Origin of the sequence: Bifidobacterium biavatii DSM 23969 (assembly GCF_000741165.1) — a bacterium.
Classification (GTDB): Bacteria; Actinomycetota; Actinomycetes; order Actinomycetales; family Bifidobacteriaceae; genus Bifidobacterium; species Bifidobacterium biavatii.
Genome location: NZ_JGYN01000002.1, coordinates 1 through 24,009 on the forward strand (window position 1 = coordinate 1; position 24,009 = coordinate 24,009).

Here is a 24,009-nt window from a genome sequence, read left to right on the forward strand (position 1 = left end):
GTCGCACCAGATCTCGAGCCGGTCAGCGCCCACGCGCGCGTCCACCGTGCGTCCCACGTACGCGTACGGGACGGAATACCAGTTGTTGTTGTAGGCGATATGACAGTTGGCCTGCACCTTGCGCGCGTACGACCATTCGGCCACTTCGAAGCGGACCGCCGGCAACGGCGTGAGCAACGGCCGTTCCATTTCGTCGAACACCGCTTGACGGGAGCCCTCGCGTTTCTGGAACGGGGCCGAGTTATACGCCGCAAGCCATTCGCGGATCGCTGTCTTCAGTTCCGGCAGCGAGTGGAACGTCCGGTTTCTCATCGCGCCGGCTAGGGCCATGGTCGCGTGCCATACCGTGTTCTCCACGCTGGCTTTGTCCCGAGGACGCCTCACCCTGCCCGGCAGCACCGCCGTTGAATAATGATCAGCCAGCGCGCGGTAGCGCTCGTTGAGTACGATCTCGCCCTCACGCGGATGGGCGACGACGCCGGTCTTGAGGTTGTCACACACCAATCGGGGCGTGGAACCACCCAACCACTCGTACATCGCCACGTGACAGGCCAGCCACGTCGTTTCCTTCATATCCAGCGCGGGTTCCACGAACGCGTACCGGCTGAACGGCAGACACGCCACGAACAAGTACACCGTCGCGCTCTCGCCGCTCACCGGATCCACGATCCCGAGCGTGGGACCAGCCCAATCCACCTCGATCGTGCTACCCGCCTTGCGCTCCACCCGCGACGTGATCCCATGAGCCACGACATACGACTGGTACAGCTTGCAGAACCGGTCATAACCCATCGCCGGAACACCATCCGACAGGCAGGAATCCCGGTACTCGGCGTGCAGCAGACGCAACGTCACGCCCACCCTGGCCAGTTCGCGGTGAACCGCCGGCCAATCCGGCTGCCGATACGCGCTTTCATGCTCGTTCCTGCCGGGAAACAGCAGCGCGTACACCTCGTCATCACTCTTCGCCGAGACGTCATCGAAGACGATCCCGGCATCAGCGGCAGTCTTGATCACCATGGCGACGCTGTCACGCGAAACACCCAGCGACCGGGCGATCATTCTGCCCGACAATGACTGCGCATGCAGGCGCAACACCTGCTTCGCCTTGATTTTCCGTACCATGATAGGTAACTCCTTTCACCACACGTCCCTCGCATGGTGAAAGGAGCCTAACCATCCCCGGCCTTCAACGACAATACCCACGGCCTTGAAAAACAATAACCACATAAACCCCGCAATGGCCCTGAACCGCAATAACACCGGCCCTCAAAAACTCAAATACTCATTGGCAACGGCGAGGGTGCCGGCGTTGCCATTCACGGCGCTCACATAGGCGAATACGCGCGTATTACCTGAATACTCGAATCCTGTGCCGCCGGCCGCACCGATAGTCAATGTGCCGCCTTCCTGAATATTGAATACGGCATTCTGTTTGTTAGCGACCGATGCATCATACTTTGCGTTCAAGGCAGTTCCAGTGACAGTAGACAGCAACGTGGAAGCCTTGCTTACGGTCACATACTGATCTGCCGGAACATCAATGGCCTGAGTGATCGTCGTGACGCCGCCGGCTTGAACACACGCGGACAGGGCATTCCATGCGGTGACGTTGGCGCAGTCGAATCCATCAGCGACGGCAACAGCCGTCTGCACTGCGGGCATCTGATCGGCAGCAACCGTCGGCGCAGCAACGTCGCTGATCTCCGGATCCGCAGTGGCGGTCACGGACGTGGACAGGGCCAAGCCGCAAGCCAATAAGCAAGCCGTAGCCCTGCCGCACCAGCGCGTGAATCGTGTCATACTCCAGTTCGCCGTTTCCCAGCATTCTTTTGCTGTTGTGTTCACCAATCTCATCTCAGTTACCAGAACATACACCTTTCCCCCGAAAATAGGGGGCATCATGCCTGATTTTGGCGCAGCAGAGTATCACACAACCCGATATATTCCCCTATATCACCCTATAAATCGCGTCATTGCAAGAATAGTGCCACACGGATTCGAACATAATCCCAAGCCACGCATTCGCTGGGTCATGCAATCCAATCTTCATTCGTTGTGAATGAAGGTGCTGCACAATCTTCACTCAAAACGAATGAAGGCCCGGCTTCAGGAACAAAAACCACCATCGTCGTGTCATCCGCGCCACCCATACCATCCGGCACCATTGCCGTCGTTCCTGCGTGGCGATGCTTTCTAAGCAAATCGTGAGCGTGACAGCACATCACGACAAAACATCACACGGACAATCGCATCAACCAATCGCTCCAGCACATCACGCCGTCACGAGCCGTCCCGTACCGACGCCGACCTTACCGCCTTGCATGAGATGCCGTTTCATGGCTCGCTGCAGCGACGTGCGTTCCGGCAATTCCGCAACCGGCTTATCAGACCGTTGATACACCCATTCGCGCCAATCCGGCGCATCCATATCGGTGCCGACGAGCACGAACCGACGCTGGAACTTGAGAATGTTGGAATCTGCCGGCAGCAGCATCGGCAGAGTCGGAGACAACAGCCACGATTCGCACTCGTACGGAGCGTTTTCCCATTCCGGAAAATGCCGGCCGATAAACTTGCGGGCCAAGTCAAACGATTCGTCGCAATACTCAGGGGTCAGGAGCGCATCCGACGGAATATGAATGCAGACCGAGCGCAGTGCGCCCGTCGGGGAATCCTGCCGGTCGGCGATTTCGAATTCGAGCTGCCCCAATCGGTAAAGCCTTCCGCTCAATTGGCGGATGGTCCAAAAATCCCGGTCGAAGCCGTACTCCCCGTAACTGACTCGATGCTCACCGACAAACCGGGAAAAACACGCCATGGTCGCGTCGAACACGTCGTCTGTAATACCGCGCTGCCGATACACCGGCAACGTGTATGCGCCTGCCGCATACAGCATTGCGCGCAGCATTTTCCATCCATGCGGATCACTGCCGATCATTTGCCGAAGCGTCGTCCACGCCGACCGTCTGATTTTCGGATCGGTCATGTTCTGCACATGCGGTTCCAAGGCCGACAGATCGTCGTCGATCTGCAGCACATCGTCGAATACCGGCTGCGGCAAGGCTATGCGACGCGCAACGCCGGCAACGATATCCCGCTCGTTCCCCGTCATAACACCTGCTCCATAACGTCTGCTCCTTTACGCCGATAATACGTCGATAAGAGGTCGCCACGACGATGGGGGACCGCAAGATGCCGCTTCCGGCCCTGCTCCCCCATCGCCGTGGCTACTCGAACAAGCCTATTCGGCCCTGCGCAGTTCGTCGGCGAGACGCCAGACGACGTCGGCGATGCGACTGAGCTCGCCCTGCCGGCTGACCTCACGCCAGACAGCACTGTAGTCCTCGAACCATTCCTCCAGCCGACGGGCGGTCAGGCGGGCGTCGGCGCGTGCGTTCGCATCGTCGTCCGCAACAGCAGTACCGTTTGCAGCTCCGTTTGCGGCGCCGTCTGCAGCACCAACCGCAACGCCGTTAAGCCACGCGAGTATCACGCCGGCGTCGTTCAGCAGCTGCTGTCCGCGAATCGCGATCATGATCGGCTGCAGCACGCTGGCATGGTCCGATCCAGCAGCGCCCGCCACCGCAATGCCGATCTCGGCGAGCGCCCGATCCAGATTGGCGTTGCGACTGGCCACCTGATCGAGGCTCGGTTTCAGCCACGCGAGCAGATTGCGGCGCGCTTCGCCGAGCGTCGTGCTGTTGTGGATGAGCGGCGCGTAGACGTTCTCGCCGGTCCAGATCGCGTGCAGCACGTCCTGGTTCAGCGTGCCGCGGCGGTCCTCATCCAGTTCGAGATAGCGGACGAGATTGTCCCACCCGAAGCCAACCTGTTCGGAGGTGTCACGCAGCGCGGCGAGCAGCTTGCCGGTCCGGTCACCGTATTCGAGCACGCTGATCCGACGGTTCATGTCGGCGATATGCTCCACGGCTTCCGGATTCCAAGCCGCCTGCGCGCCGTAGATCATGCCGGGGATCGCCATGCGCGGATCGTTGACGTGACCGTAGTCGCCCCAGTCCGTGACGAGGAATCCGGCCGCATGATAGGCCAGACCGTACCTGGCGAGCCGGGTGATGTTGTTCCACGCCCAGTCCAAGCGGGGCAGCAGCGCGTTCCAGCACCACACGGCCGGGCACACGTATTGGGTGGCGCCGGATTCGGCCACGAGCCGCACCTTGTCGTCGGTGATGTTCGGCGAATACAGCCAGTTGAGCAGCAACACGTTTTTGGGCAGCATGGTCAGGATTTCCGGCATTTCCACGGCGATGTCGCCCCAGAACATGGGTTCGCGACCCTTGTCGGACAGGTGCCGGCAGAGTTTGGTCACGTAGTCCGCGTACATGCGGGCCACGCCGACGCGTTCCGCTTCGGGCTTGGAGCGCCCCTTGCCCAGGTCGAACGTTTCGTCGCCGCAGATGTTGAACTTGCGTGTGCGGAACAGTTCCAGATACGAGTCGATCAGTTTGAACGACAGTTCCAGCGACTCAGGTTCGGTGATGTTGAGCGTATGGTGTTCCATGCGTTCGACGAAACTGTACGGACGGTCGGCCTGTTCGGGGAATTCGCCCAGCCGGCGCAGTTCGTGCGTGCGCAATGCCATGTAGTGATGGCCGAACGTGGATACGGACGGGACAAGTTCGATGCCGAGCTTTGCGCAGTAGTCGTCGAACTCGATGATGTCCGACGGCGTGAGCGGGCTGACGCCGCGCCACGTTTCGCTCAGATCGTCGAATTTGAACGTGTGCTCGATGTACAGCTGGAGCTGGTTGTACTTGTACAAGCAGAGCTTGTCGGCCCAGCGTTTGAGCCAGTCGAGCGTGGGCACGCGGCCGCGCGTCGCGTCGAGATAATAGCCGCGCACCTGATACGCGGGACTGTCGGATACCGTGATCGGCGGTATTGCCGGCGCGGTCTGCCGGATCAACTGCCGGAGCGTCTGCACGCCGTCGCGCACGCCCGCCGCGCCACCGCCCGTGACGGTAATGCCGTCCGACGTCACGTTGAGTCGATACTCGTCCGACGCGAGATTCGCGTCCGTGCCGATGCGGATGAACGCGTGCCAATGGTCGCCGCGCGCGACGTCCCACGACAGTCCGGTGCTGTGCCGGATGTCGTCGACGATCTGCCGCGCGAAAACGCAGGCCGGATCGTCGGGCAGATTTTCCACGACTCGCCCGCCCACGGGCAGCAGCACCGGAGCCCCCGTGCCGACACGCACCTCCTTGGGCTGCGGAATGAGTTCGAAATCAATGGTTTGCGTACCGTTGCTGTACTGCATGATCCTCCTTGATGAAACGACGTCTGCCGGGAATCCGCGGCGAATCCTCGACGATCAGCCTTGGTGGCGCCGGCGGTGATGCCCTTAACCATGTTATGCTGCACGAGCATGAAAAAGACCACGACAGGCAGACACCGCGGATTCAACGGGCATATCACGGTCAGTTTAAGCCGCAACCAGCCTGCCATCATCCATCCTGCATCCGTCAACATGCGCATGCGGGCATATCGTGACTATTACGAAGCATGCTTTTCGGGCATATCGTGACCATCTGTGGCCTTACGGGCAGATCGTGACCATTGTCGGAGGAAAATCGGCGGCACGTGGGCAGGATATGCCCGCAATCGAGTAAGGCAACACGATATACCCGCAAAACAGTCCTCTTAATAACCACGATATGCCCGCAATGATCACAATCATCGCAACGATCGCAATGATCGATACATCCGCAACCGCACAGCAAAAGACCGACTATCCAGACTCCCAAACCCAGACACTCCGTCGACCATCAACCGTCGCCAACCCTAGCGCTGAGTCCAGCGTCCGTTCACGTAGCTGCAGCGGGCTGCCATAACGTCCTTGCGGAACTCGCCCGCACCTTCCAGAATCATGTAGGCACCGGTTTCGGACGGGAACAATGAACGGTTGCGCTCCTCATCCTCCCGGAATATGGGCAGTCGGCGAATACGCTCGACCAGTCGACGGTACTGCTCGGAGAATCCTCCCGCCTGCCTCTTCTGCCGGAACTCCGGCGTGTTGATCATGGGAATCGGCTGTCTGCCCATGTCTTCCGCGCCGTCGAAATCCGGGTTCGTGCTCGCGTGGTCCGGTTGCCGGGAGAACAGCCCATGCCATACGATCAGCGTCAGAATCATCGACAGCACCAGGCAAATCACGCTGATCGAACACTCGAACGGCTTGGGCAGTATGGCGTGCAAATTGGTGGTGCCGTCGCTGTTGCTGTCGGCGACCGACGCAAGGTACGACACGGTCGCCAGAATCAAGTTTCCGTATACGAGCAGGTTGGGGTACGAGCTGAGCTCCTGCGACACCGCGTGCTGCACATCGTTCAATCGTCGGGCCACCCATAGCGTGAAGAACAGGGCGAGGCCGGCGAGCATGTTGCCGACGTTGTACAGATCGTTCCAATGATTGCCGAATATGCCGAACGCGTGCAGCGTGTTCCATAACGCGAACAACGTCAGTGCGGACGACCACGCGATGTTCGACAGGACGGAGGAAAGGCTGCTGACCAGTTTCAGTTTCAGATGCGCGAACGGAAGATAGCGCATCCAGCTGCCGCTCAAGTGCACGCGCCCGGAGTTGACGCTGAGTCGCAGCGGTTTCAGCGATTCGCCGCGCGCATCCCATTCGAGCCCGGCGATCACGCTGTTCGCCAGACGGCCGATTTCGACATGGTTCGACTCGGCGCCCATCATCTGGAATGCGAAGTCCAGATGGATGGAGTTCGGATGCGTGAGCCGATCCCATTTCGTTTCGCGATACCCGGTGTCGAACGACAGTTTGGCCACGTTGCGTTTCGCGACCTGCTCCTCGTCCATGAGCATGATGCACGGATACGCGCTGGAGAACGACGACAGCAGCAGGATGAACGATTCGGCGGGGAGTCTCCAGTCGTTGCGGCCGTCGCGATTGTTGGCATTGCCGCGATTACCGCTGCCATTGCGGCTGTTGCCGCTGTTGAGATCGTCTCGTCCGCCGTCGGACGCCGCCGTCTCGCCGGATGCCGATTGCGCGACTGCCGAATCGGCGGCGTTTGCCTTCGCCTCGATTGCGGCGACGATCTGTTCCATGACGTCAAGGAACGCCTCGAAAACCGAATCCGAGAAGAATTTCGTGCGTAGGCGTTTGGCCGCGTTGCCATCCTCTTCCCAGATCATGGTTTCGCGTCCGGACACGTTGCCGTCTTGCCGAATAATGTGCAGGAGACGAAGCAGATTGTCGTTCCGCTTCTCATGCATCTGCGGATCATCGCCGCGTTTCGCCATCACGGCCTCGTACAGGATCCGGAGCGTCCAATCGTAGGACGGCTGATAGTTGGTGACCGTCGTCAGAATATCGCATTCGTTCAGCTTGTCCGGCGGAATGTCGCGGCCACTGAATGACTTGGCTGCGATGATCCGGTTCACGAGCCGGGTTCGGGCGTGCCACCAGATTCGGCGCGCGAGCCGTTCCGCCGGCTGCACCGTATCCACCGTCGTCTTGACGGTTTTCGCCAGAGAGATCCGCGTCTCGTGACGCTTTCCGTCCGGCATCGATTTGCCGCCGTGCGTTTTCGCGTATTCCTTGTCGGCCGCTTTTTCGGCTGCCGTCATGCGTATGGCGATGTCCGTTTCCGCGTCGTGCGCGCCGGCGATCACCCCCAGCTCGCTGAGTTTCTCGGCCATGTCGTTGAACAGATAGTCGAGCGCCGCGTACGCGAATTCACGATTGTCGAACAGGCCGGCCAATGGCACGGATTGTCCGCCACCGTCGACGACGTCCGCGTGGATCAGGTCGCCTTTGCCGAGAAACGTGACAGGAACCGCGATTCTGGGCTGTTCATTGTCGTTTGAATAGGCGACGAACTTGTCTTTGGGCAGGGAGAAGTCGAGACTGATGGCACGTCTTGTAGTGCCTTGGTCAGTGAACGAGACGTTTTCCACGCGGCGTTTGATCCATTTGTGCTGTCCGAGGAGCAGCATGGCGCACTTCCATGCGAATTCCATGTAGTCGTCGCCGACCTGCCATCCGCGCGGGTATTTCATGCCCTTCCAACCGTATCTGTTCGCCTCGTCGCCCATATCTCGCTTCTTTCCGTCCCGAATGGCAGGATGACCGCCGCCTAATCTCGACAGAATTAGAACAGCGTGTTCTCGCTGATGATTTTACCGTTGCGTGTCCGAGGCATCATGGCGTCGTCGAGGAACACCACGGCACCGTATCGGGAGAACACCCGACCGAATTTTCGCGGATTGTCGCCATAGTAGATCATGCAGCAGCTCATGGGAGCGCCTTTAGTGTCCTCGTTGCCGTTGATGACGAAGTGGAGACGCGTGTCGTACAGAAAACAGATCGCCGACGCCACAGGATATACGAAATCCTTCCAATGGGCGGTATTCGTCGCCACCGGCACCAAGGCCATGACTTCGGAGCCTCGCCCCACGGCATCGGCGATGCGCACGAACCAATCGGCAATGGTGGTGCCGTGTTCGACATCGCGCCCGTACGGCGGATTGACATAGATGCGGTCATAATCCCACGAATCGCGCAAACCATCGTTTTCCGGCAATATGTACTCGACGCGTGCGTTGACCGTGGAATACTCGTTGGAGCAGGGATCCAAATCAATCTGCCCGTCAAAAACCTCAGTCACAGCATCGACATACTTTTGCGGCGTGCACCAATGCTTGGTTTGGGATACTGGATGGCGTCCAGCCGTCACGTGAATTTCTCCTCGTTCCAGTTCGTAATGGTAATTTGCAGGTGTTGCTTAACGGCTATTCGCGTTCGGCGATTCGTTTGAGCATACCGAACAGTTGGTCCAACGTGCCTCCGGCTGGAGTGATGATATTGAACCAAGACGCTATGCGATCGCGGTTCTGGGCGAAATAACGGGTGAGCGCCCGATCCGCATTTGCCGGGAGTATGGTTTTGGTGAACTTGGCGTTCTTCTCAATCGTGCTCTGCCGGAAAGCGTCACGCACGTCGTTCATGGAAGCGTCGCCGCCCAACAGCACTTCCTGAATAAAAGCGGCCAAACCGTCGTCGGTCAGGAACAGCAGCCAGTCGTACGCGTCTGAAAGAACTTGGGTTTCCTTGTTTTTGCGGTCGCTGGAGAACCAGTTTCCGTGGTCGCTGATGACGCCGACCGTCAGCACGATGCCGTCTAACTCCGACGGGTCCAAATCGTCGATGATGGTTTGCAGCATCTCGTCGTACGGTTTGATCAGGTAACTGCCGTCGCGCTTTTCCAGGATGCCCATCTGCTTGCCGTCGGAACGGCGGAATTTCTGCAGTTTGGAAGCGGCAAGGGCCACGTATGCGCCCTGCTTCGCCTTTTCGATGGTCTGCGGGCCTTTTTTCATGCCTTCTTCGACGCCCACGCGCTTGCATTCGAACATGGCGAACGGCTTGCTTTGCAATTGACAGATGTCTGCTGTGCCATGCTCGGTATCCGGATAGGCGTTGATGATCACGTCTTCGCCGTGTTCGTTGGTGCCTTCGTACAGAGTCGCCGCGTTCTTGATGAAACCGTCCCGGCGGAACGGTCGATTGTCCTTCTCCTTGAACTGCTCGTCGATGATATGTTCGGAGAGCAGTTCAAGCTCGCTGTTCACGGTTTTGGCGGTCATCTGCCCATTCGCGGGACGCGGAACCCATCCGATCTTGGCGGATGCGTGAAGGGTGAATTCGACGTTATGGCCCACGGATTCGTTCGCATACTCTTTCAGCGAGCGCTCGATGGCGATGTTGGTCACCAGCCCGTAATCCTTGAGCAGGTAGAAGGTGATGACCTCAAGCATGGCGCCCAGCGCACGCCCGGCGGCTTTTTTGGCGTCGGGTCGATTCGCGAACATTGACCCCGCCAAGGCCTTCTGCATCTCATTGATCGAACAATATGCCATGATGGTCCCTTCCCTTGTGAATAGTGCTCAGTATACCGACTATTCATACTTTGACATATATGACGAGGTTGCCGTTGTATCGGAATCGCACTGTGGCGCGATCCTGATACCAGCGAACAACTTTCCATGCACCCCAAAAAGCGAAGAGTCAGCCGTCGCGGGAACAATCCTCAGCCGGGGATTCGCTTTATTCGCTGATGTTGACGGTGTTGCGGTCGCGCCGCAGGTCGCGGATGATGACGGCGGCGACGGTGAGGGCGATGGCGGCGAGTGCGATGGTGCTGACGGCGGCGCCCGTGTCGGCGGGCTTGCCGGTGGTGCCGGTGCCAGTGTTGGTGTTGGTGTTGGTGTTGGTGCCGCCCGGTGTGGTGCCGGTGCCGCCGGGGGTGTTGCCGGGCGTTTCGCCGGGCTCATTCCCCGGATTGTCACCTGGATTGTCGCCGGGGTTCTCCGGCTCCCCGGGTTTGCCGGGTTCCCCGGGCTCGCCCGGTTCGCCGGGTGTTCCTCCCCCGTTGTCGGAGAATTTCGGTTCGACGGTCACGTTGAGCTGCCCGGTGCCGTCGTCCGCGTTGCCAGGCACAGCCACGAGGAACGGGTCGCACGAATACCGCTGGTTTGCGGTGGCGATGCCGGTGCGCGCGACGAGGTACAGTCCGATCGGCAGGTTGCGGAAGGTCAGCGAGCCGTTCGCGTCGGTCACGCCGGCGTGTTCGTACAGTTGGTGCGCGGTCGCGTAGTCTGTGAGCGTTTTGGCTGCCGCGTTGTATGCGGACGGGTCCATGTGGCCCCAGTTGTAGCTGAATTCCGAGAACGTGTTCAGCATGTGGAATGCTTTGACGCGCCCGTTGCCGTCGAGGTCGGCGGAGGCGACGCGCACGATCGAATACGTGTCGCCGGCGAGCGGCAGGGCGCTGCTCGTGTCCCGGTTCCATACGGCGCTTACGGTCAGGCTGCCGGTCACGGTTTCGGCCGCGACCGCTCGGGGCGCGTTTGCGGCCGTGGCGATGATGCCGAGCATGACCAGTCCGACGGCGAGCAGGATGGCGAGTATCCGTTCGAGCGGCTTGTATGCGGACGATCGCACCGGGGAGGGTTCGTGGTGTTTGGGTTGGGCCGGCGTCGGCGTTGACGGCCGGAGTGCCGGCTGCCACATGGCATGGTGGTTGCCGCGCGTGGTGTTACGCATGTCTGCCATGTTTGGCCGGTCCTTTCCTTGTTGGTGTTGCCGATGATGTCGTTGACGATGATGCTGATGCCGATGATTGCGACGATGACGCCGCGTCGTTGCCCGTTGACGTTGGCGCTGACGACGGCGCAATCGTATCGTTCGCGGCCACGATCGCACCGGAATCGTTGGCCTCGGCCTTCGCGGATGCGGTTGATGCGGCCGATTTGCCCGCTGCGACCGCCGCTGACGTCGCGCCACCGTTCAAGCCGAGGACGCTGTTGACAACCTGTTCGGCCGTGTCGACGCGGCGCCGCTTCTCGTCGCGCCGCCGCCAGATGCGCCAGCCGATGAGGAAGAGGATGAGCGCGATCGACGGGAGCGCGTATTGGAGCGGGATGTCCACGTGGAACGTGGGCTTGGCATCCTGCTCGTCTTCCGGCGTGTACGGGATGCGATGCGCGCGCACGAGCAGTCGGTGCGTGTTGACGGCGTACGGCGTGCAGGTGATGAGCGTGACCTGGTCCTTGCCTTTTTCAATCACGAGCTCCTTCGTGTCGGTGGGCAGGACGGTGGTGATCTTGTCGACCTGGTACGCGTACGTGTCTTTCAAAATTTTGATGTAGAACTTGTCGCCTGTTTTCATCAGGTTCAAGTCCGTGAAGAGTTTGGCCGTGGGCAGGCCGCGATGCCCGGAGAGGGCCGCATGCGTGGTGTCGCCGCCGACCGGCAGCGACGTTTGTTCGAGGTGTCCGATGCCGGATTGGAGGACTTCTTCGCTGGTGCCGTGGTAGATCGGCATGGTTTCCTTGAGCCGCGGTACGGTCAGGTAGCCCATCATGCCGTCGCCGCTCAGGTTGAGGAGACTGTTGTATTCCTTGTCGTTGGACGGCGTGTTGACAGCTCCGGAGAGCGCGTCGGTCGCGCCCGCGTTCTGTTCGGCGAGACGCTTGTTGTACGCGTGCGCCGCGTCGATCATCTGCTGATACTGTTCGTCGGTCAGCGAGTTGACTTGCGAATCATAGTTGCCGACGACGCGGGAGGCGTTTTTCATGATGAGAAAGTTGCTGATCGTCGGATAGAACAGCACCAGCAGTCCCACCGCGATCACCACCAACGGCACAATCCGCCGCACTCTCCCCTTCATAACGCCCTTCCATCATCCTTCACAACTCCAACAGCACCTATAAAGCTGGCGGTAGCCTCGGCCCCCTCGGCTGAGGGGGCTGTCAGCCGCAGGCTGACTGGGGGAGCGTCAGAAGCCACAAAGCCTCCAACTACCCCTCAGTCAACCCAAGGCTGCCAGCTCCCCCAGCAAGAGAAGCCGAGAGAATGGCACTTACTTACCCGAATCCTTACGCCCCGACTTCACATACCAAACCGTACCGAACGCCACAACCAGCACGCCGACAACGGTGAACAGCATGGTGCCCCAGCCACCGGTGGACGGGAGGGTCAGATTCTTCGAGTTGGAGTTCCACACAGGCAGAACCGGCGGTTCACCCTTGCGGGTGGACTCAGTGGCATTCTGCTTGTTCTCAGAGTACTTGATATCCCAAGAGGAAAGCTTGCCCGTAGTCTGATCGTAGGTAGCTTCGATAGTCACCTTGATCATATTATCCAGCTTGTGGTAGCCTTCCGGAGCAGCAGTCTCTTCCACATAATAGGTTCCCTGCTTGAGACCAGAAACCTTGATACGACCGTACTTCGGGGTAACGAGTTCCTCAGTCAAACCGCTAGTAGCATTCTGATCTTTAGCATACACAGCAGTGGCCGGAGTATTACCAGTACCCGCGGTGAACTTAAACTTCAGCACGGTAGTCTTGTTCGCATCTGCGTACACCTTGAACTTGGCGCCACCAAGGCGCTCGGAGGACTCGTTGTAGGAGTTCTCGTTCTTGCTGGTGAACTTGTCGATCGTGAATCCGAAGGTGTGCACCTTGACTTCGCTCGGCGTGGAGGTGCCGGTCTGGTTGCTGTTCGGATCGTTGCTGTACGTGATCTGTGCGGAGTTATTGTTGCCTTCACTGCCAGCCACAGCATTTTCGTTCAACTGAGCGGTGTACTCAACGGTGATGGCCTTGCCGCCTACATTAAGAGGCGTACCGTCTTCGTTCTTCCAGTTCTGGATATCCTTCATCTCAACGGTGATTGAGGTCGTACCGTCAGTATTCGAGTCCACCTTCACCGTGTAGTAGCCATTAGCCTTCTCCAAAGTAATGTCAGCATTATTCACGCCAGCATTCTTAATCTTGACAGTCGGATCAAAGTTGTCCGTGGTCGCATCAGCTGTCCCTTGACGCAGAGTCAGGCCCTTGGACAGGGTATCGGTGAAGGTGAACACGTAGCCCTTCTTGTAATCCTTGTAGTCTTTAGCCACAGTGGAGGACAGCTTGTAGGTAACGGTATCGCCAACATTCTTGTCAGTAGCGTTCTTGTCCGTCGTCGTGTTATCGTCAGTTTCGGTGATCTTCTTGTCAATGACAGGGAACTCGTGCTTGAGCTGAATGGATACGTTGTTGGTGGTATCGGTAAGGTTCACCAGCAGGGCGTGATACTCGCCGTCCACAGTGTACTGGCCCTTCTGAGTGTCAGCGGGAGCAACCAAATAGTAGCCAAGAGAAAGACCGGTGAAAGTGTAGGTCGTCTTTCCGGTAGCTTTGTTCGCCGTATCAGCTTCATCATTCGAATCCTTCGTCGGGGTGATGGACTCGTTGGAAGCCCACTTTTGCGCCTTGTTAGCGAAAGCGGCAAGATCCGTTTCGCTCAGCCCTTGAATATAGTCCACAGCCTTCTGAGACAGAGCAGCCTTTTCCGTGGTGTCCGTCTCGGTGAACTCGGTGCCGGCCGCCTTCTCATTATCGCTGGTAAAGAATGTCTTCCAAGCCTCAGTCAGCTTGTAAGAAACTTTCTCCTTGTCGTTGGTGTTATCCGTAGATTCCACTTCGGCAGTGAACATCTGGTACAGCTTCAATTCACCAGCGAATGTACGAGACGTGTTTACGGTAATTTCACCATTCGAGGTGCTGTTAGTAGTGTCATCCGCAGTTGCGGTGAGGGCGCCGAGCCCGGCGAAGCCGAGCGTGGTCGCAACGGCGATGAGCACCGCTGCGAGTTTCTTGATCAGTGACTTCATCACTGTATCCTTTCTCCTTAATTGCCTTTGGCATTCCGGTCGAACCGGTTTGCCTCAGTTTGGACATTTCTGTTGCCTGCCGCCAAAGCGACGGAAAATCTGTTGCCGTGCCGTATCGGGGCGTTCGTCGTGCTCGTCGTAATCCTTGCCGGACACGTCCATCGCACGCGATTACGGACCGCACGCGGCGGCGTCACATGATCTACATGACATGACGTCCTCGCTTTCTCGAACGCGAACCGTCGCGCACGTACCATGCCGTGCCGAGGCCGAGCAGTGTCACGGCGAACACGGCAAGCCACAGGGCTCCGTGACCGCCGGTGTCGGGCATCTTCCACGGCGCGTTCGTCACCGTCGCCACGTACTCCTTGCTGTCGTACGCAACGGTCACGTGGTATCCCGCGTCGGTCGGCGTCTTGTCGTAGTCGCGCACCGGGTCCTTGCCCTGATACGTGACGGCGATCTCCTGCACGGTGTATGTGTACGGGTGAATCGTGCCGCCATCGTCCTGAACCGCGATGGGCAGGTTCTTGACGACCTTGCGCCACGTGTTGCCGTTCGCGGCGGAAGCGTCGTCCGCGCTCAGCGTCACGTTCCACGGGTTGCCCTGCTTGGTGTAGGAATCCGGGTTCTCGGTCGGATTGCTGCCGGTAGCGCAGTCATCCGTCGGGCAGTAGATGTTGGCCGGCGTCACGACATTGCCGCTCGCGTCCGTATAGGTCGCGGTGATGCGCAGCGTGACCGACTTGGGACGTTCCACAGCACGGCCGCCATTGTCGTCCCACACCTTGCGCAGCGTCAGATCGATCGACTGGCATCCGTCCAAACCGCACGGATCCTGACCATCGTCCGGCTCCGGCGTCAACCCGCTCGTATTGTCCGTGACCGCCACGTTCAGCATGAGCACCGCCTCCGCCGCCGACACATACACGTTCATGAACTTGGACTTCTTCGCGCCGTTCTCGTCAGGATCGTTCACGCCGCCCACATTGTTGGACACCAGCGCATCCTTGTAGTCGGCGAACTGCTTGATGTACGGCTCCTCAACCAGCTGACCTTTCTCCTTCTTGTACTGAAGGTGAGCCACGTCGTACCGGTTGAGATGCAGTTTCAGCACGCCGCTGGTACCTTCGGAACCGGTGGAACCGGTGCCGTCGTCCATGTGCGAGCCGAACGTGAACTGCTTCTTGTCCTTGGTAAGCGCGTACGACCAGCTCCACGGCACGTCACGGTAGATGTGGTACGTGTTCTGCGTCGTTTGGCCGAGAATATCCGTGCCGCTGCCTTCGATGCTGTACTGATCGTTGAACCCGTACGAGGACTCGTAATTCGTCTTGCCTGTGAACGGACCGACCAATCCCGCAGTGCCGCGGATCGTGTCAGCATAGGTCATGTCATCGTTCTCGAGCAATCCATAGTCGTTCCAAGCCACGAAGCCGCCGGCATAGCCGGTTGCGAGGTTATCCGTACCATCGGATTCCTGGGTGGCTCCTCCGCCAAACACGTCATAACCATCGGCGATGCCTTGTACAGAGGAGCCGGCGATCTTCGTACGGTTAGCCTTGATGAGCTGCACGTTGACGTTCTTCACCGCTTCAGGGGCAATGCCGTTCGCTTCAGAGCAGGCGACCTCAATCTTGGAATCACCAATTTGGATGATCGCAGTGTCATCCATCTTGTTGTTCGGGTCGTTTTTATTCAGTCCAATACTGATCTTCAGCCCGAGAAGATTGACGTAAATCAAGTTACCGTTCGCGAGGATGTCCAGATCGATGAACTTGATCAGCCACGAAAGATTATTCTTCTTGAACTCGGCAAGCTTGTTCGTAAGATTCTGGGCATTACTAACGTACAGAATCTTGAGTAACGGGTTGATGAGGAATCGGAGCAGCGCATCCACCAGTTTGGAATTGATGCCCGCATTGATCAGATCAGCGTAGCTGGTGCGACCTGCGAAACCGCCAGCCATCTCGCTGCTGGTCACCTTTTTCAACCCGACGACCTTGCAATTGGACATGCGCGCAAGATCGGCATAGCCGGCGAAGCCACCAGCGATCTCGGCGCCATGACGGTTCTTGTCGTCATCCAACGATTCGGTCTTGCCGTAATTTTGGCCTTCGTGCGTTGACGTCACCGTGAAACCGGCGCTGATACCGGTCACTGTCGCGTCTTCGACGTGCGATCCCCAGATGTCGAGGATGCCTGCGGTCAGGCCCACCAAATCGGAGTTCAGCCCTTTAACCTTGCTGACATCCACCGTGCCCGACTTGCCAAGGTGGCCGATGAAGCCGCCTGTGTAGTTCAGGCCGGTGACGCTGTTGAGGTTCGTGACGCTCGACTTCTTGACGGAACCATTGATGAGGCCACCGCCAAAGCCGCCGGCGGAACCGGTGAAGCGGGTCGAGTCGAGGAGGCCGGACGTGTTGGAATCGTGCGCCTTGACCTGGATGCCGTCGGCCACGCCGGTCACTCGACCGTCGTAGATGAACGTGCGGAACGCTTCGAGCACGCCAACGTTGCCGACCTTGAGCAGCTTGAGCACCAGATTCGTGTCTCCGGTGGTGCCGGACGTGCCGCCGCCCACGGAGGCGACGGACGACACGTCGGCAAGGCCGAAGAAGCCACCGGCGTACTGGCCACCTTCGACGGCTCGCAGATCGGACACTGTGTTCTCGGACGGATCGTTGGACGTGTCCGCCGCGGTGCCGGAACCCTTGGCGGAGTTACGGTCGCCGAGGATCGCGGCCTGCAGCGAACCCGCAAAGCCGCCTGCCGTAACCGCATATTTGGTGGTCGGCACAGCCGAGACACCGGTTCCAGTGGTCAGGGTGTACTTGCCCTCGACTGTGTATCCCCATGCCTTATCATCCGCGCTCACGTGTGCGCCGCGAATGGTCACGACCGTGGCCTGCAGCAGGTTCACCAGGTGCGCGGGGTTCGCGTTGTTGATCAGGGAGTTCAGCACGGTCTGCAGGAAGCCTTCGGAGGCGTTGGTGTCCACGTCCGCGGTCGAACCGGAGACGGCAAGTCCCACGTAACCGCCGACGTTGTTGGTGCCGGACACCTTGCGCAGGTTGGACACGTTGGCACCAGCGGCAGTCGGATATTTGCCTTGAGAGTCTTTCTTGAGTTCGTCGCCGTTCTGGTCGCGATCACCCCAGATCTGGCCACCGACCATCATGCCGACGTAGCCGCCGGCATTGCCGTTACCGTACAGAATCTCGGTACCGGTCGCCTTGACCCGCATGCCCTTGCGATAGCCGACCACGCTGGACGACTTGATGACCGGCACGAAAATCTGCGGCATACCAAGCAGTGAACCGAGGTCCAGATCGACCAGACCAAGCAGTTCGACGCTACCAAACTTGGCGACCGAACCGGCTTCCATCGAACCGACGTAGCCGCCGGCCGCACGCATCGCGGTGACGTTCTTGACGTCCTGCGACTGGCCGTCGGTGATCGTACCGGTGCGCATGAGGCCGACATGTCCGCCGGCCACGCCGGAGTCGCGCAGGTTCGCACCCAACTCGTAGCACTTCGCCAGCGCGTTCTTCTGGTCGTTACCGGTCAGTTTGTTGGCGGCCTTGATGCAGTCCTGACGAGCATTCGTATCGCCCGCAAACTGACCGCGGCCGGCGACCACGTTGAAGCCGAAGACGTAACCGTTCAGGAACTTATCGAGAGCGGCCTGATCCGCAAAGGTCTTCGCCTTCCCAGCCTTGGCAACGTCGGTGAATTCCTTGCCGTACGCGCCGTACTTGCCGATGTTGTCGACCCACGTCTGCCACTGGTCGATGCTCACGTTGCGCAGTGGACCTGTCACGCGCGTGTGTTCCTCGGTCGGATAGACCAGCTGAAGCGCGCTGACGATGCCGGTGATCTTGAGCAGGCTGCCCAGCACCGAGATGCTGCCGGCGTCGGCGGTGTCGGCGGCTTCCATGAATCCGGTGAAACCGCCGGCGAGTTCGTGGCCGTAGACGCTGCGGATGCGCTCGGCATACGCCTCATGCTGACTCACCTCGGCTCCGGCGATGCTCGACCATGCCTTGCTGTTGTTGCCCCAGATATGACCGCCACGGTTATGCCCCACATAGCCGCCCGCCATACCACGGCGGGTGGTGGTGTCGGATGCGGCCTGAGCGCGCACGGCACCTCCACAGATCGCGGCATAAGTGGAGCTGTTACGGATGGTAGGCACAAAGTCCTGAATCGCGGACACCGCATTCGTCACATCGACGATGTGGCTCAGTACGCTGCCCTTGCCGAGCACGTTGGCCGCGGCACCGGGCTGCATTGAACCCACATAGCCGCCAGCGGCCACCTGGCCGAAGATGTAGACGAATTCGTGCGCGTTCGAATCCTGGATATGACCGCCCTCAATGTCGCCCACGAAACCGCCGGCCATGCCGAGCGGGTCGCTGTCGTTGCCGTTCTTGTGATCGGCCGTGCTGGAGCGCACCGAATAGCCGCCGATGCCGCCGGTCACGTCGGAATGTTCGATGGTGGAGACGACCACGTTGAACACGCTGAGCAGCTGGCTCACGTCCACCGCGCCGCCGAGCAGGTCAAGGCCCTCGCCCACGGCGGCGGTGGAACCGATGTCCATCTTGCCGATATAACCGCCTGCATACCGTGCGGAATCCACGGCGTAAGTGCTGCCTTCACCGAGATAGGTCTTATTGATGGCGTCAGCATCGGTAGTTTCCAGATTCTTGGGCGCCTTGACCGTCGTGCGACGCAGCTGGGTCACGGACGACGTGCTCACCTGCACGCCGGAACCATAGCCGATGAAGCCACCGGCGGAACCGGCGTTGAGATCGGTGGTGCCGTCGCCGGCGAGTCGCTTGGCGGAAACGGTGAAACCGTAATCACCGTTCTTGTCCACAGCATCAGGCTTGGCGGAAGCGGCCTTGAACGTATCAAGGTCGGACTTGACTCCTGCGTACAGCACAAACGGCACGTAGCCGGAAACGAGGCTCAGCAGGCTGGCGATATCGACCGTGCCGAGTTTGCCGAGCAGACTGATGCCGCCCTTGCCGGCCGTGGCGAGTGCTCCGGACACGACCTTGCCGCCGAAACCGCCGGCGTAGGCACCACCGGTCACATGGTCGATGTTGATGACCGCCCACGGGCTGGCCTTGACCTTGGTCTGCAGCTCGGCAAGCGTGTCGTCTTCCTTGAGCTCGTCGGAGGTAAACACATTGATCTTGCCGCTTTCGAGACTGCCGGCGAAACCGCCAGCCACGTCACCGGTCACATAGCCGCCATTCACATAGGTGACGTCGACGTACTTGTAATTCGGGATCAGGTACGGCACGGCACCAAGCAGACCGTCAATGGACAGCAGCTTGGCATCCTTCAGCCCCGGCAGCAGACTGGTGTCTTCGGAGTCGTTGATCGCGTCGGCCAATCCACCGGTGGTGGAATAGCCGACGAAACCACCCGCAGTAGCGTCGGCATGCTCGGTATCGGCAGTTACCGACTTGAGGTTGGTCACATGCGCGTCGATGGTCTTGGTGCTGTTGGCCTGGCCATAGAAGCCACCCGCGTTGTAGTCGTTGGTCTCACCGGCCGTGTTCTTGCCGGTGGCGGTGACGGTGAACCCCTCCCCCACGCCGGCAACGCTCGCGTGGCGAACTTCGACCGACGAGAATTTCGCCACCGACAACAGACCGGAAACCTGAATGAGGCCGAGAAGGTTGATGCCTTGCGTTCCCACGGTATCGCTCGGGCCGGTGAAGCCGATATAGCCGCCGGCTTCTCCCTGCGCCTGAACGCTGGCGAGATTCGTCAGAGGCACATTCCATATATTGCCGCCGGTCGCGAAACCGATGACGCCGCCTGCGTAAAGCCTGCCGGACGACACTTTCAGACCGTCCGTATTGTCGCCGGCAATGGTGACGTTCGACAGTTCGAACGCTGCGAACTGATTGTTGTCACCGAGCGTGGAAGGAAGATCCTTGAAGGCTTTCTTCAGTTCCTCGGTGATCGTTCCGATGACATCATTGATATCCAGAACGCTGTTGAGCAGAGCCGCAACGGCAGTCGGCTTCAGTGAGCCTGCGACGCCGCCGGCATATGAGCCACCAGCCGTCACCGATCGTACGCCCTTGATGGATGTCGAACGCGAGGTCGGGAACGCGCGCGGATTGTTGTATTTCCACAACGCGAACTTCTTAAGGTGCTCCTCCGAGGAATCGCCGATCACCGTACCGTCACCTGCACCGACGAGACCGCCCGCATAATCGCCCTGGGCGCTGACATCGATGGTTCCGTCCATCTGCGTGCCAAGGATCGCGGAGGGGCTGACGCCGGCAAGGCTCAGCAGATCACCGGAATTATTGGTGTTGAGTGCTTTGCCTTCCAGCAAATTGGCGACGAGGTTCACCACACTCTTGACCACGGTCTTGCTGGAATCATCAGCACTGCCCAGATCAAGGGCCCAGCCGACGGACGCTTTGCCGGTGAAACCACCTGCGTACGATTCGTCTTTATCGGTATCCTTGTTCTTGGCAGCTTTCACGGAGACAGTACCGGATACACCGTCATTCACCGCATACGAATTGGCCATCGCACCGGAGAATCCACCGGCGTACGAGACCGCCTGCACGTGAACGCCGCCTGTGGCAGTAAGCGTCGAACCCTGAATAAGGCTCTGCGGTTTGAGCAGGGACAGCAGATCCACGTCCAACGACTTGAGCAGGCCGCCGATCGAACCGTCACGGGTGACGCCGGCAAAACCGCCCGCGTACATGTTCGCACGAACAGCGAACGCTTCCTCGCTGGAAACGGACGAGTTCTCGATGATCGTACCGGATTGCATGCCGACGAAGCCGCCAGCAAAATCGGAATCAGCATTGCCCAGAGTGACGCCGGCCTTGAAATTCGTGACCTTGGACTCGGAGATAACAGGATTGTCGTATCCGGTGGGGATGAGACTATCCAGTCCAAGTACGCCGGACAACAACCAATTCACCAAATCGCCAGCGCCCAGATATGGGATAAGGTTGAGAATTCTGGTCAATAGCTGAGTCAGATCACCCAAAGTACCGGAAAGGACCACATCATATTGGGTGGAGCCTTCCGCATAGCCAACGAATCCACCCGTCATATTCTTGACATTGGAAACCGAGACATTCTCAACCTCGCACGCGACGACATGCGAGTCTCCATAGATACGACCTGCAAATGCTCCGGTAGCAAAATTGGACGGATTCTCCGCATGCAATGTCAGCAGCTTCTGAAGATTCAGCTCAATATGAAGAAGCTTCAGCAGATTGTCGAGAATCCAGCCGAGTCCCTCGGTAATGGCACCCAAAAGAGTGGTATTGTCCTTCGCTTTCGAAGATTCGTTTGAGACAGTGACGTCACTGAGCTTGAGATTGGCGACGGTTACGTGCCCAGACCCCAACAGCTTGCCTGCCGCAAATGTCGTAGAAGGCGAGATTGACGCAAAGAAGCCGATGCCCTGCTGATGCTGGGTATCCAGTTCGCCGGTCTGGCGAACGACGACATTGCTGATGACGGGCTTCGTAACGTTTCCGTCTTTCACGCCAAGACCATCATCGGCGATCTGATCGAAGAGGTTGCCCTGAACATCGCCATCCGCCGCAACCGCACCGACCATCGTGCCGGAAAACATGAGCGGGGTCCAGTTCGTGTTGTTGGTGTCCGCTGCGTTCTTGGACAGATCAATGTCACGGAAGACGATGTAGTTCGCCGTGGAAGAGTAGGTCACGCCCGTTGTGGTGGCATGGCCTTTTGCAGCGACTTCATTGCCAGAATCATCCAAGGTAACGTATCGTTCGCGTTTCTTGACGATCAGGATGTCACCGAGCTCATCACTCTTCTCACTGGCACCATCATCCAATGTCGAAGTGTCATTAAGGTCAGCGTCGCCAGCATAGATTTGCGTCTTAGAACCAGCAACATCTACCCAACCGTAGATGGGGACGCCCAAAGTACCGGTGCCGGTCTGTTTGTACTCCTGTGTGATTTGCCAAACCGGGCGCGTTACTTTTTTATCCGAGCCAATGGCACGCAGCTGCTGTTCGTTACCGATGAGGATATAAGTTTTGCCGTTGATTTTCTTGATGACTTGGCCTTCGAAGTCGCGGCCGCCGAGGGTGGAGACGGTAGCCTGAGTGCTGGCATCGGAAGCAGCGGAAGACTCATCGCTGGTCGTATCATCGTTTGCAGTAGCGTCATCGGACTTGTTGTCGGAGTCGGCCGTATCCGTTTTGCCGGTCGTATCGGACTTGCCGTTATTTGTCACAGCGTCGGCAGTGTCGTCAGCATCGATAGCGTCGGTCTTCTTGCCGTCGGCCGAAGATGCGAACGAATCAGTCTTGGCTTCGGAATCGGCGGTCGCGTCGGACTGGGCGCTCCCCTCCCCCGCCGTGCCGGCGGTGCCGTTCAGGGCGGACGAATCGTTGGAGAATGCGGAATCGGACTGGAATGCGGAATTCTGCTTGAACGTCACACCGGTTTTGCCGTTGGCGTTGCTGGAAGTGGATGTTGCAGAGTCCGTACCCGACGTGTTCGAATCGACTGCCGCATTGTCCTTGCTCTTGGCGACTTCGTTCTTGGCGATTTCGTTGGCCGCGGAGACGATGGTGTTGTCGGTGACAACTTTGCCGTTGGAAATAACCGTGACATTCGACCCAACTGTCGAATTTACTGTCGAAACTGTCGAATTAACGATCGAGCTGATATCGATATTCTGCGCTTGCGCAGGAATGGCGCAGGTCAGGGACAAGGCAGCAACGACAAGGGAGGCGACGGTCTTGCGGCGATCGAAAGTATGGAAACGCTGCGGCTTTGCGCCGTTTTTGCTCCTATCCTTTCGCCTGTTCAAGCCAAATCGCATCTCTCACCTCTCGTTGTAGCGAACGGTTCTCCTCACTGCGAAATCTGTCGACAACTTAACCCCCCCCCCATGACAAATATGGACAGATCATGCCCGAATGTTGGGTAACAGCATCGATATAAATCGTCAAATTCGACACGCATAGAACGGTTGACATTACGTCAAAAAATGGCAAAAACACAGCGAAATCAAGCTGAAATGAGAAACTAGGCACCTTTGCCAGTTAACGCTCACACAAAAATTGAGCATACCCCCGAGCGATCCGACAATACGACACGCCGAAGCTACGACACCGTAACCTTCGAGACCAGCATCACCTGCAGCTCTTGGATCTGACGCTTCAGATCGGCGTTCTCCTGCTCCAGACGATCGATGTAATTCGTCTGCTGGACCAGCATCCGATTGCACACGTCCAACGACAGCAGATTCGCCGCCGAACCCGGCACCGACACCGGCGCATCGGACACAGAACCCGCTGGTGCCTGCACCAGCCCCTCGTCAACGCCGTCCGCCACGGCCTTCTCCCGCTCATGCCGCCAACGCGACGTGCAGCGCTCGATTCGCTTGTATCCGACAATCGACGGATCCAATCCAGCCGCACGGAAAATCGCGACCGGCCCTTCGCCGGCATCCACGCGCCGCAGAAAATCCTCACGGAACCACTGATGGAACACGATGCGGTTGCCACTCACGCTCACCACGGCGGGCAGCGATTCCAAATACGCCCGCTGTTCGTCGGTAAACCGGAGACGGCGACCCGACGCATCCCGCTCAACATCCTGCGCGTCCGACAACTTGCCTCCTTAGCTCTCGCAACGCTCTTGACTCCATCGTTACAGCCCGCCAGCCCGCCGACTGCCCGGCCAGCCTCACTGCAATGGTTGTCATCCTACCAACACACGCGACCATCCCAACCAAAACCGACACATC

13 protein-coding genes are annotated in these 24,009 nt (G+C 58.9%); 1 reads left to right on the forward strand and 12 read right to left on the reverse strand.

The window, feature by feature from the left end; all coding sequences use genetic code 11:
* The 11 genes from istA to BBIA_RS00415 all read right to left on the reverse strand — a co-directional run.
* Positions 1-1,098, reverse strand: a 1,098-nt coding sequence (istA, locus tag BBIA_RS00365; RefSeq protein ID WP_238548390.1) for an IS21 family transposase, incomplete at its 3' end; no start/stop codon positions are given.
* Between the two features lie 171 nt (positions 1,099-1,269).
* Positions 1,270-1,857, reverse strand: a complete 588-nt coding sequence (locus BBIA_RS00370; RefSeq protein WP_152600656.1) for a hypothetical protein — start codon at positions 1,855-1,857, stop codon at positions 1,270-1,272.
* A gap of 418 nt (positions 1,858-2,275) precedes the next feature.
* Positions 2,276-3,115 carry an acyltransferase domain-containing protein gene (locus tag BBIA_RS00375; protein ID WP_033496193.1) on the reverse strand — a complete coding sequence of 280 codons (840 nt, stop codon included), beginning with the start codon at positions 3,113-3,115 and terminating at the stop codon, positions 2,276-2,278.
* A 129-nt stretch (positions 3,116-3,244) separates the two neighbouring features.
* On the reverse strand, positions 3,245-5,281 hold the full coding sequence (locus BBIA_RS00380) for a beta-N-acetylhexosaminidase (RefSeq protein WP_238548380.1): 2,037 nt from the start codon (positions 5,279-5,281) through the stop codon (positions 3,245-3,247).
* Positions 5,282-5,805: 524 nt separating this feature from the next.
* Positions 5,806-8,085 (reverse strand): hypothetical protein, encoded by a 2,280-nt coding sequence (locus BBIA_RS00385; RefSeq protein ID WP_033496191.1) that lies wholly within the window; start codon positions 8,083-8,085, stop codon positions 5,806-5,808.
* 56 nt (positions 8,086-8,141) lie between these two features.
* The gene (locus BBIA_RS00390) at positions 8,142-8,726 is read right to left on the reverse strand and encodes a DNA N-6-adenine-methyltransferase (protein WP_033496189.1); all 585 of its coding nucleotides are present in this window, start codon (positions 8,724-8,726) and stop codon (positions 8,142-8,144) included.
* Positions 8,727-8,781: 55 nt separating this feature from the next.
* On the reverse strand, positions 8,782-9,909 hold the full coding sequence (locus BBIA_RS00395; protein ID WP_033496187.1) for a hypothetical protein: 1,128 nt from the start codon (positions 9,907-9,909) through the stop codon (positions 8,782-8,784).
* A 187-nt stretch (positions 9,910-10,096) separates the two neighbouring features.
* The gene (locus BBIA_RS00400; protein ID WP_051923590.1) at positions 10,097-11,104 is read right to left on the reverse strand and encodes an isopeptide-forming domain-containing protein; all 1,008 of its coding nucleotides are present in this window, start codon (positions 11,102-11,104) and stop codon (positions 10,097-10,099) included.
* Positions 11,088-12,221: a class C sortase gene (locus BBIA_RS00405; protein ID WP_081891744.1), complete on the reverse strand. Its 1,134-nt coding sequence runs from the start codon at positions 12,219-12,221 to the stop codon at positions 11,088-11,090. The genes BBIA_RS00400 and BBIA_RS00405 overlap by 17 nt, the downstream gene beginning before the upstream one ends.
* A 192-nt stretch (positions 12,222-12,413) precedes the next feature.
* On the reverse strand, positions 12,414-14,210 hold the full coding sequence (locus BBIA_RS00410; RefSeq protein WP_051923591.1) for a SpaH/EbpB family LPXTG-anchored major pilin: 1,797 nt from the start codon (positions 14,208-14,210) through the stop codon (positions 12,414-12,416).
* A gap of 202 nt (positions 14,211-14,412) precedes the next feature.
* Positions 14,413-22,305: a cell surface protein gene (locus BBIA_RS00415; RefSeq protein WP_238548391.1), complete on the reverse strand. Its 7,893-nt coding sequence runs from the start codon at positions 22,303-22,305 to the stop codon at positions 14,413-14,415.
* Between the two features lie 376 nt (positions 22,306-22,681).
* On the opposite strand from BBIA_RS00415, the gene BBIA_RS14025 reads away from it, so the two are divergent.
* On the forward strand, positions 22,682-23,098 hold the full coding sequence (locus tag BBIA_RS14025; protein WP_152600654.1) for a hypothetical protein: 417 nt from the start codon (positions 22,682-22,684) through the stop codon (positions 23,096-23,098).
* A 265-nt stretch (positions 23,099-23,363) separates the two neighbouring features.
* Here the strand turns inward: BBIA_RS14025 and BBIA_RS13625 are convergent, their stop codons facing one another.
* Positions 23,364-23,873, reverse strand: a complete 510-nt coding sequence (locus BBIA_RS13625; RefSeq protein WP_081891746.1) for an HTH domain-containing protein — start codon at positions 23,871-23,873, stop codon at positions 23,364-23,366.
* Between the last annotated feature and the right edge of the window lie 136 nt (positions 23,874-24,009).

Excerpts from the sequence above, each read along its gene's own strand:
- BBIA_RS00385 (WP_033496191.1), bottom strand. The coding sequence starts at position 8,085 with ATGGGCGACGAGGCGAACAGATACGGTTGGAAGGGCATGAAATACCCG.
- BBIA_RS00405 (WP_081891744.1), bottom strand. The coding sequence starts at position 12,221 with ATGAAGGGGAGAGTGCGGCGGATTGTGCCGTTGGTGGTGATCGCGGTG.
- BBIA_RS00370 (WP_152600656.1), bottom strand. The coding sequence starts at position 1,857 with ATGAGATTGGTGAACACAACAGCAAAAGAATGCTGGGAAACGGCGAAC.
- BBIA_RS00375 (WP_033496193.1), bottom strand. The coding sequence starts at position 3,115 with ATGACGGGGAACGAGCGGGATATCGTTGCCGGCGTTGCGCGTCGCATA.
- BBIA_RS00410 (WP_051923591.1), bottom strand. The coding sequence starts at position 14,210 with ATGAAGTCACTGATCAAGAAACTCGCAGCGGTGCTCATCGCCGTTGCG.
- BBIA_RS00400 (WP_051923590.1), bottom strand. The coding sequence starts at position 11,104 with ATGGCAGACATGCGTAACACCACGCGCGGCAACCACCATGCCATGTGG.
- BBIA_RS00395 (WP_033496187.1), bottom strand. The coding sequence starts at position 9,909 with ATGGCATATTGTTCGATCAATGAGATGCAGAAGGCCTTGGCGGGGTCA.
- BBIA_RS00380 (WP_238548380.1), bottom strand. The coding sequence starts at position 5,281 with ATGCAGTACAGCAACGGTACGCAAACCATTGATTTCGAACTCATTCCG.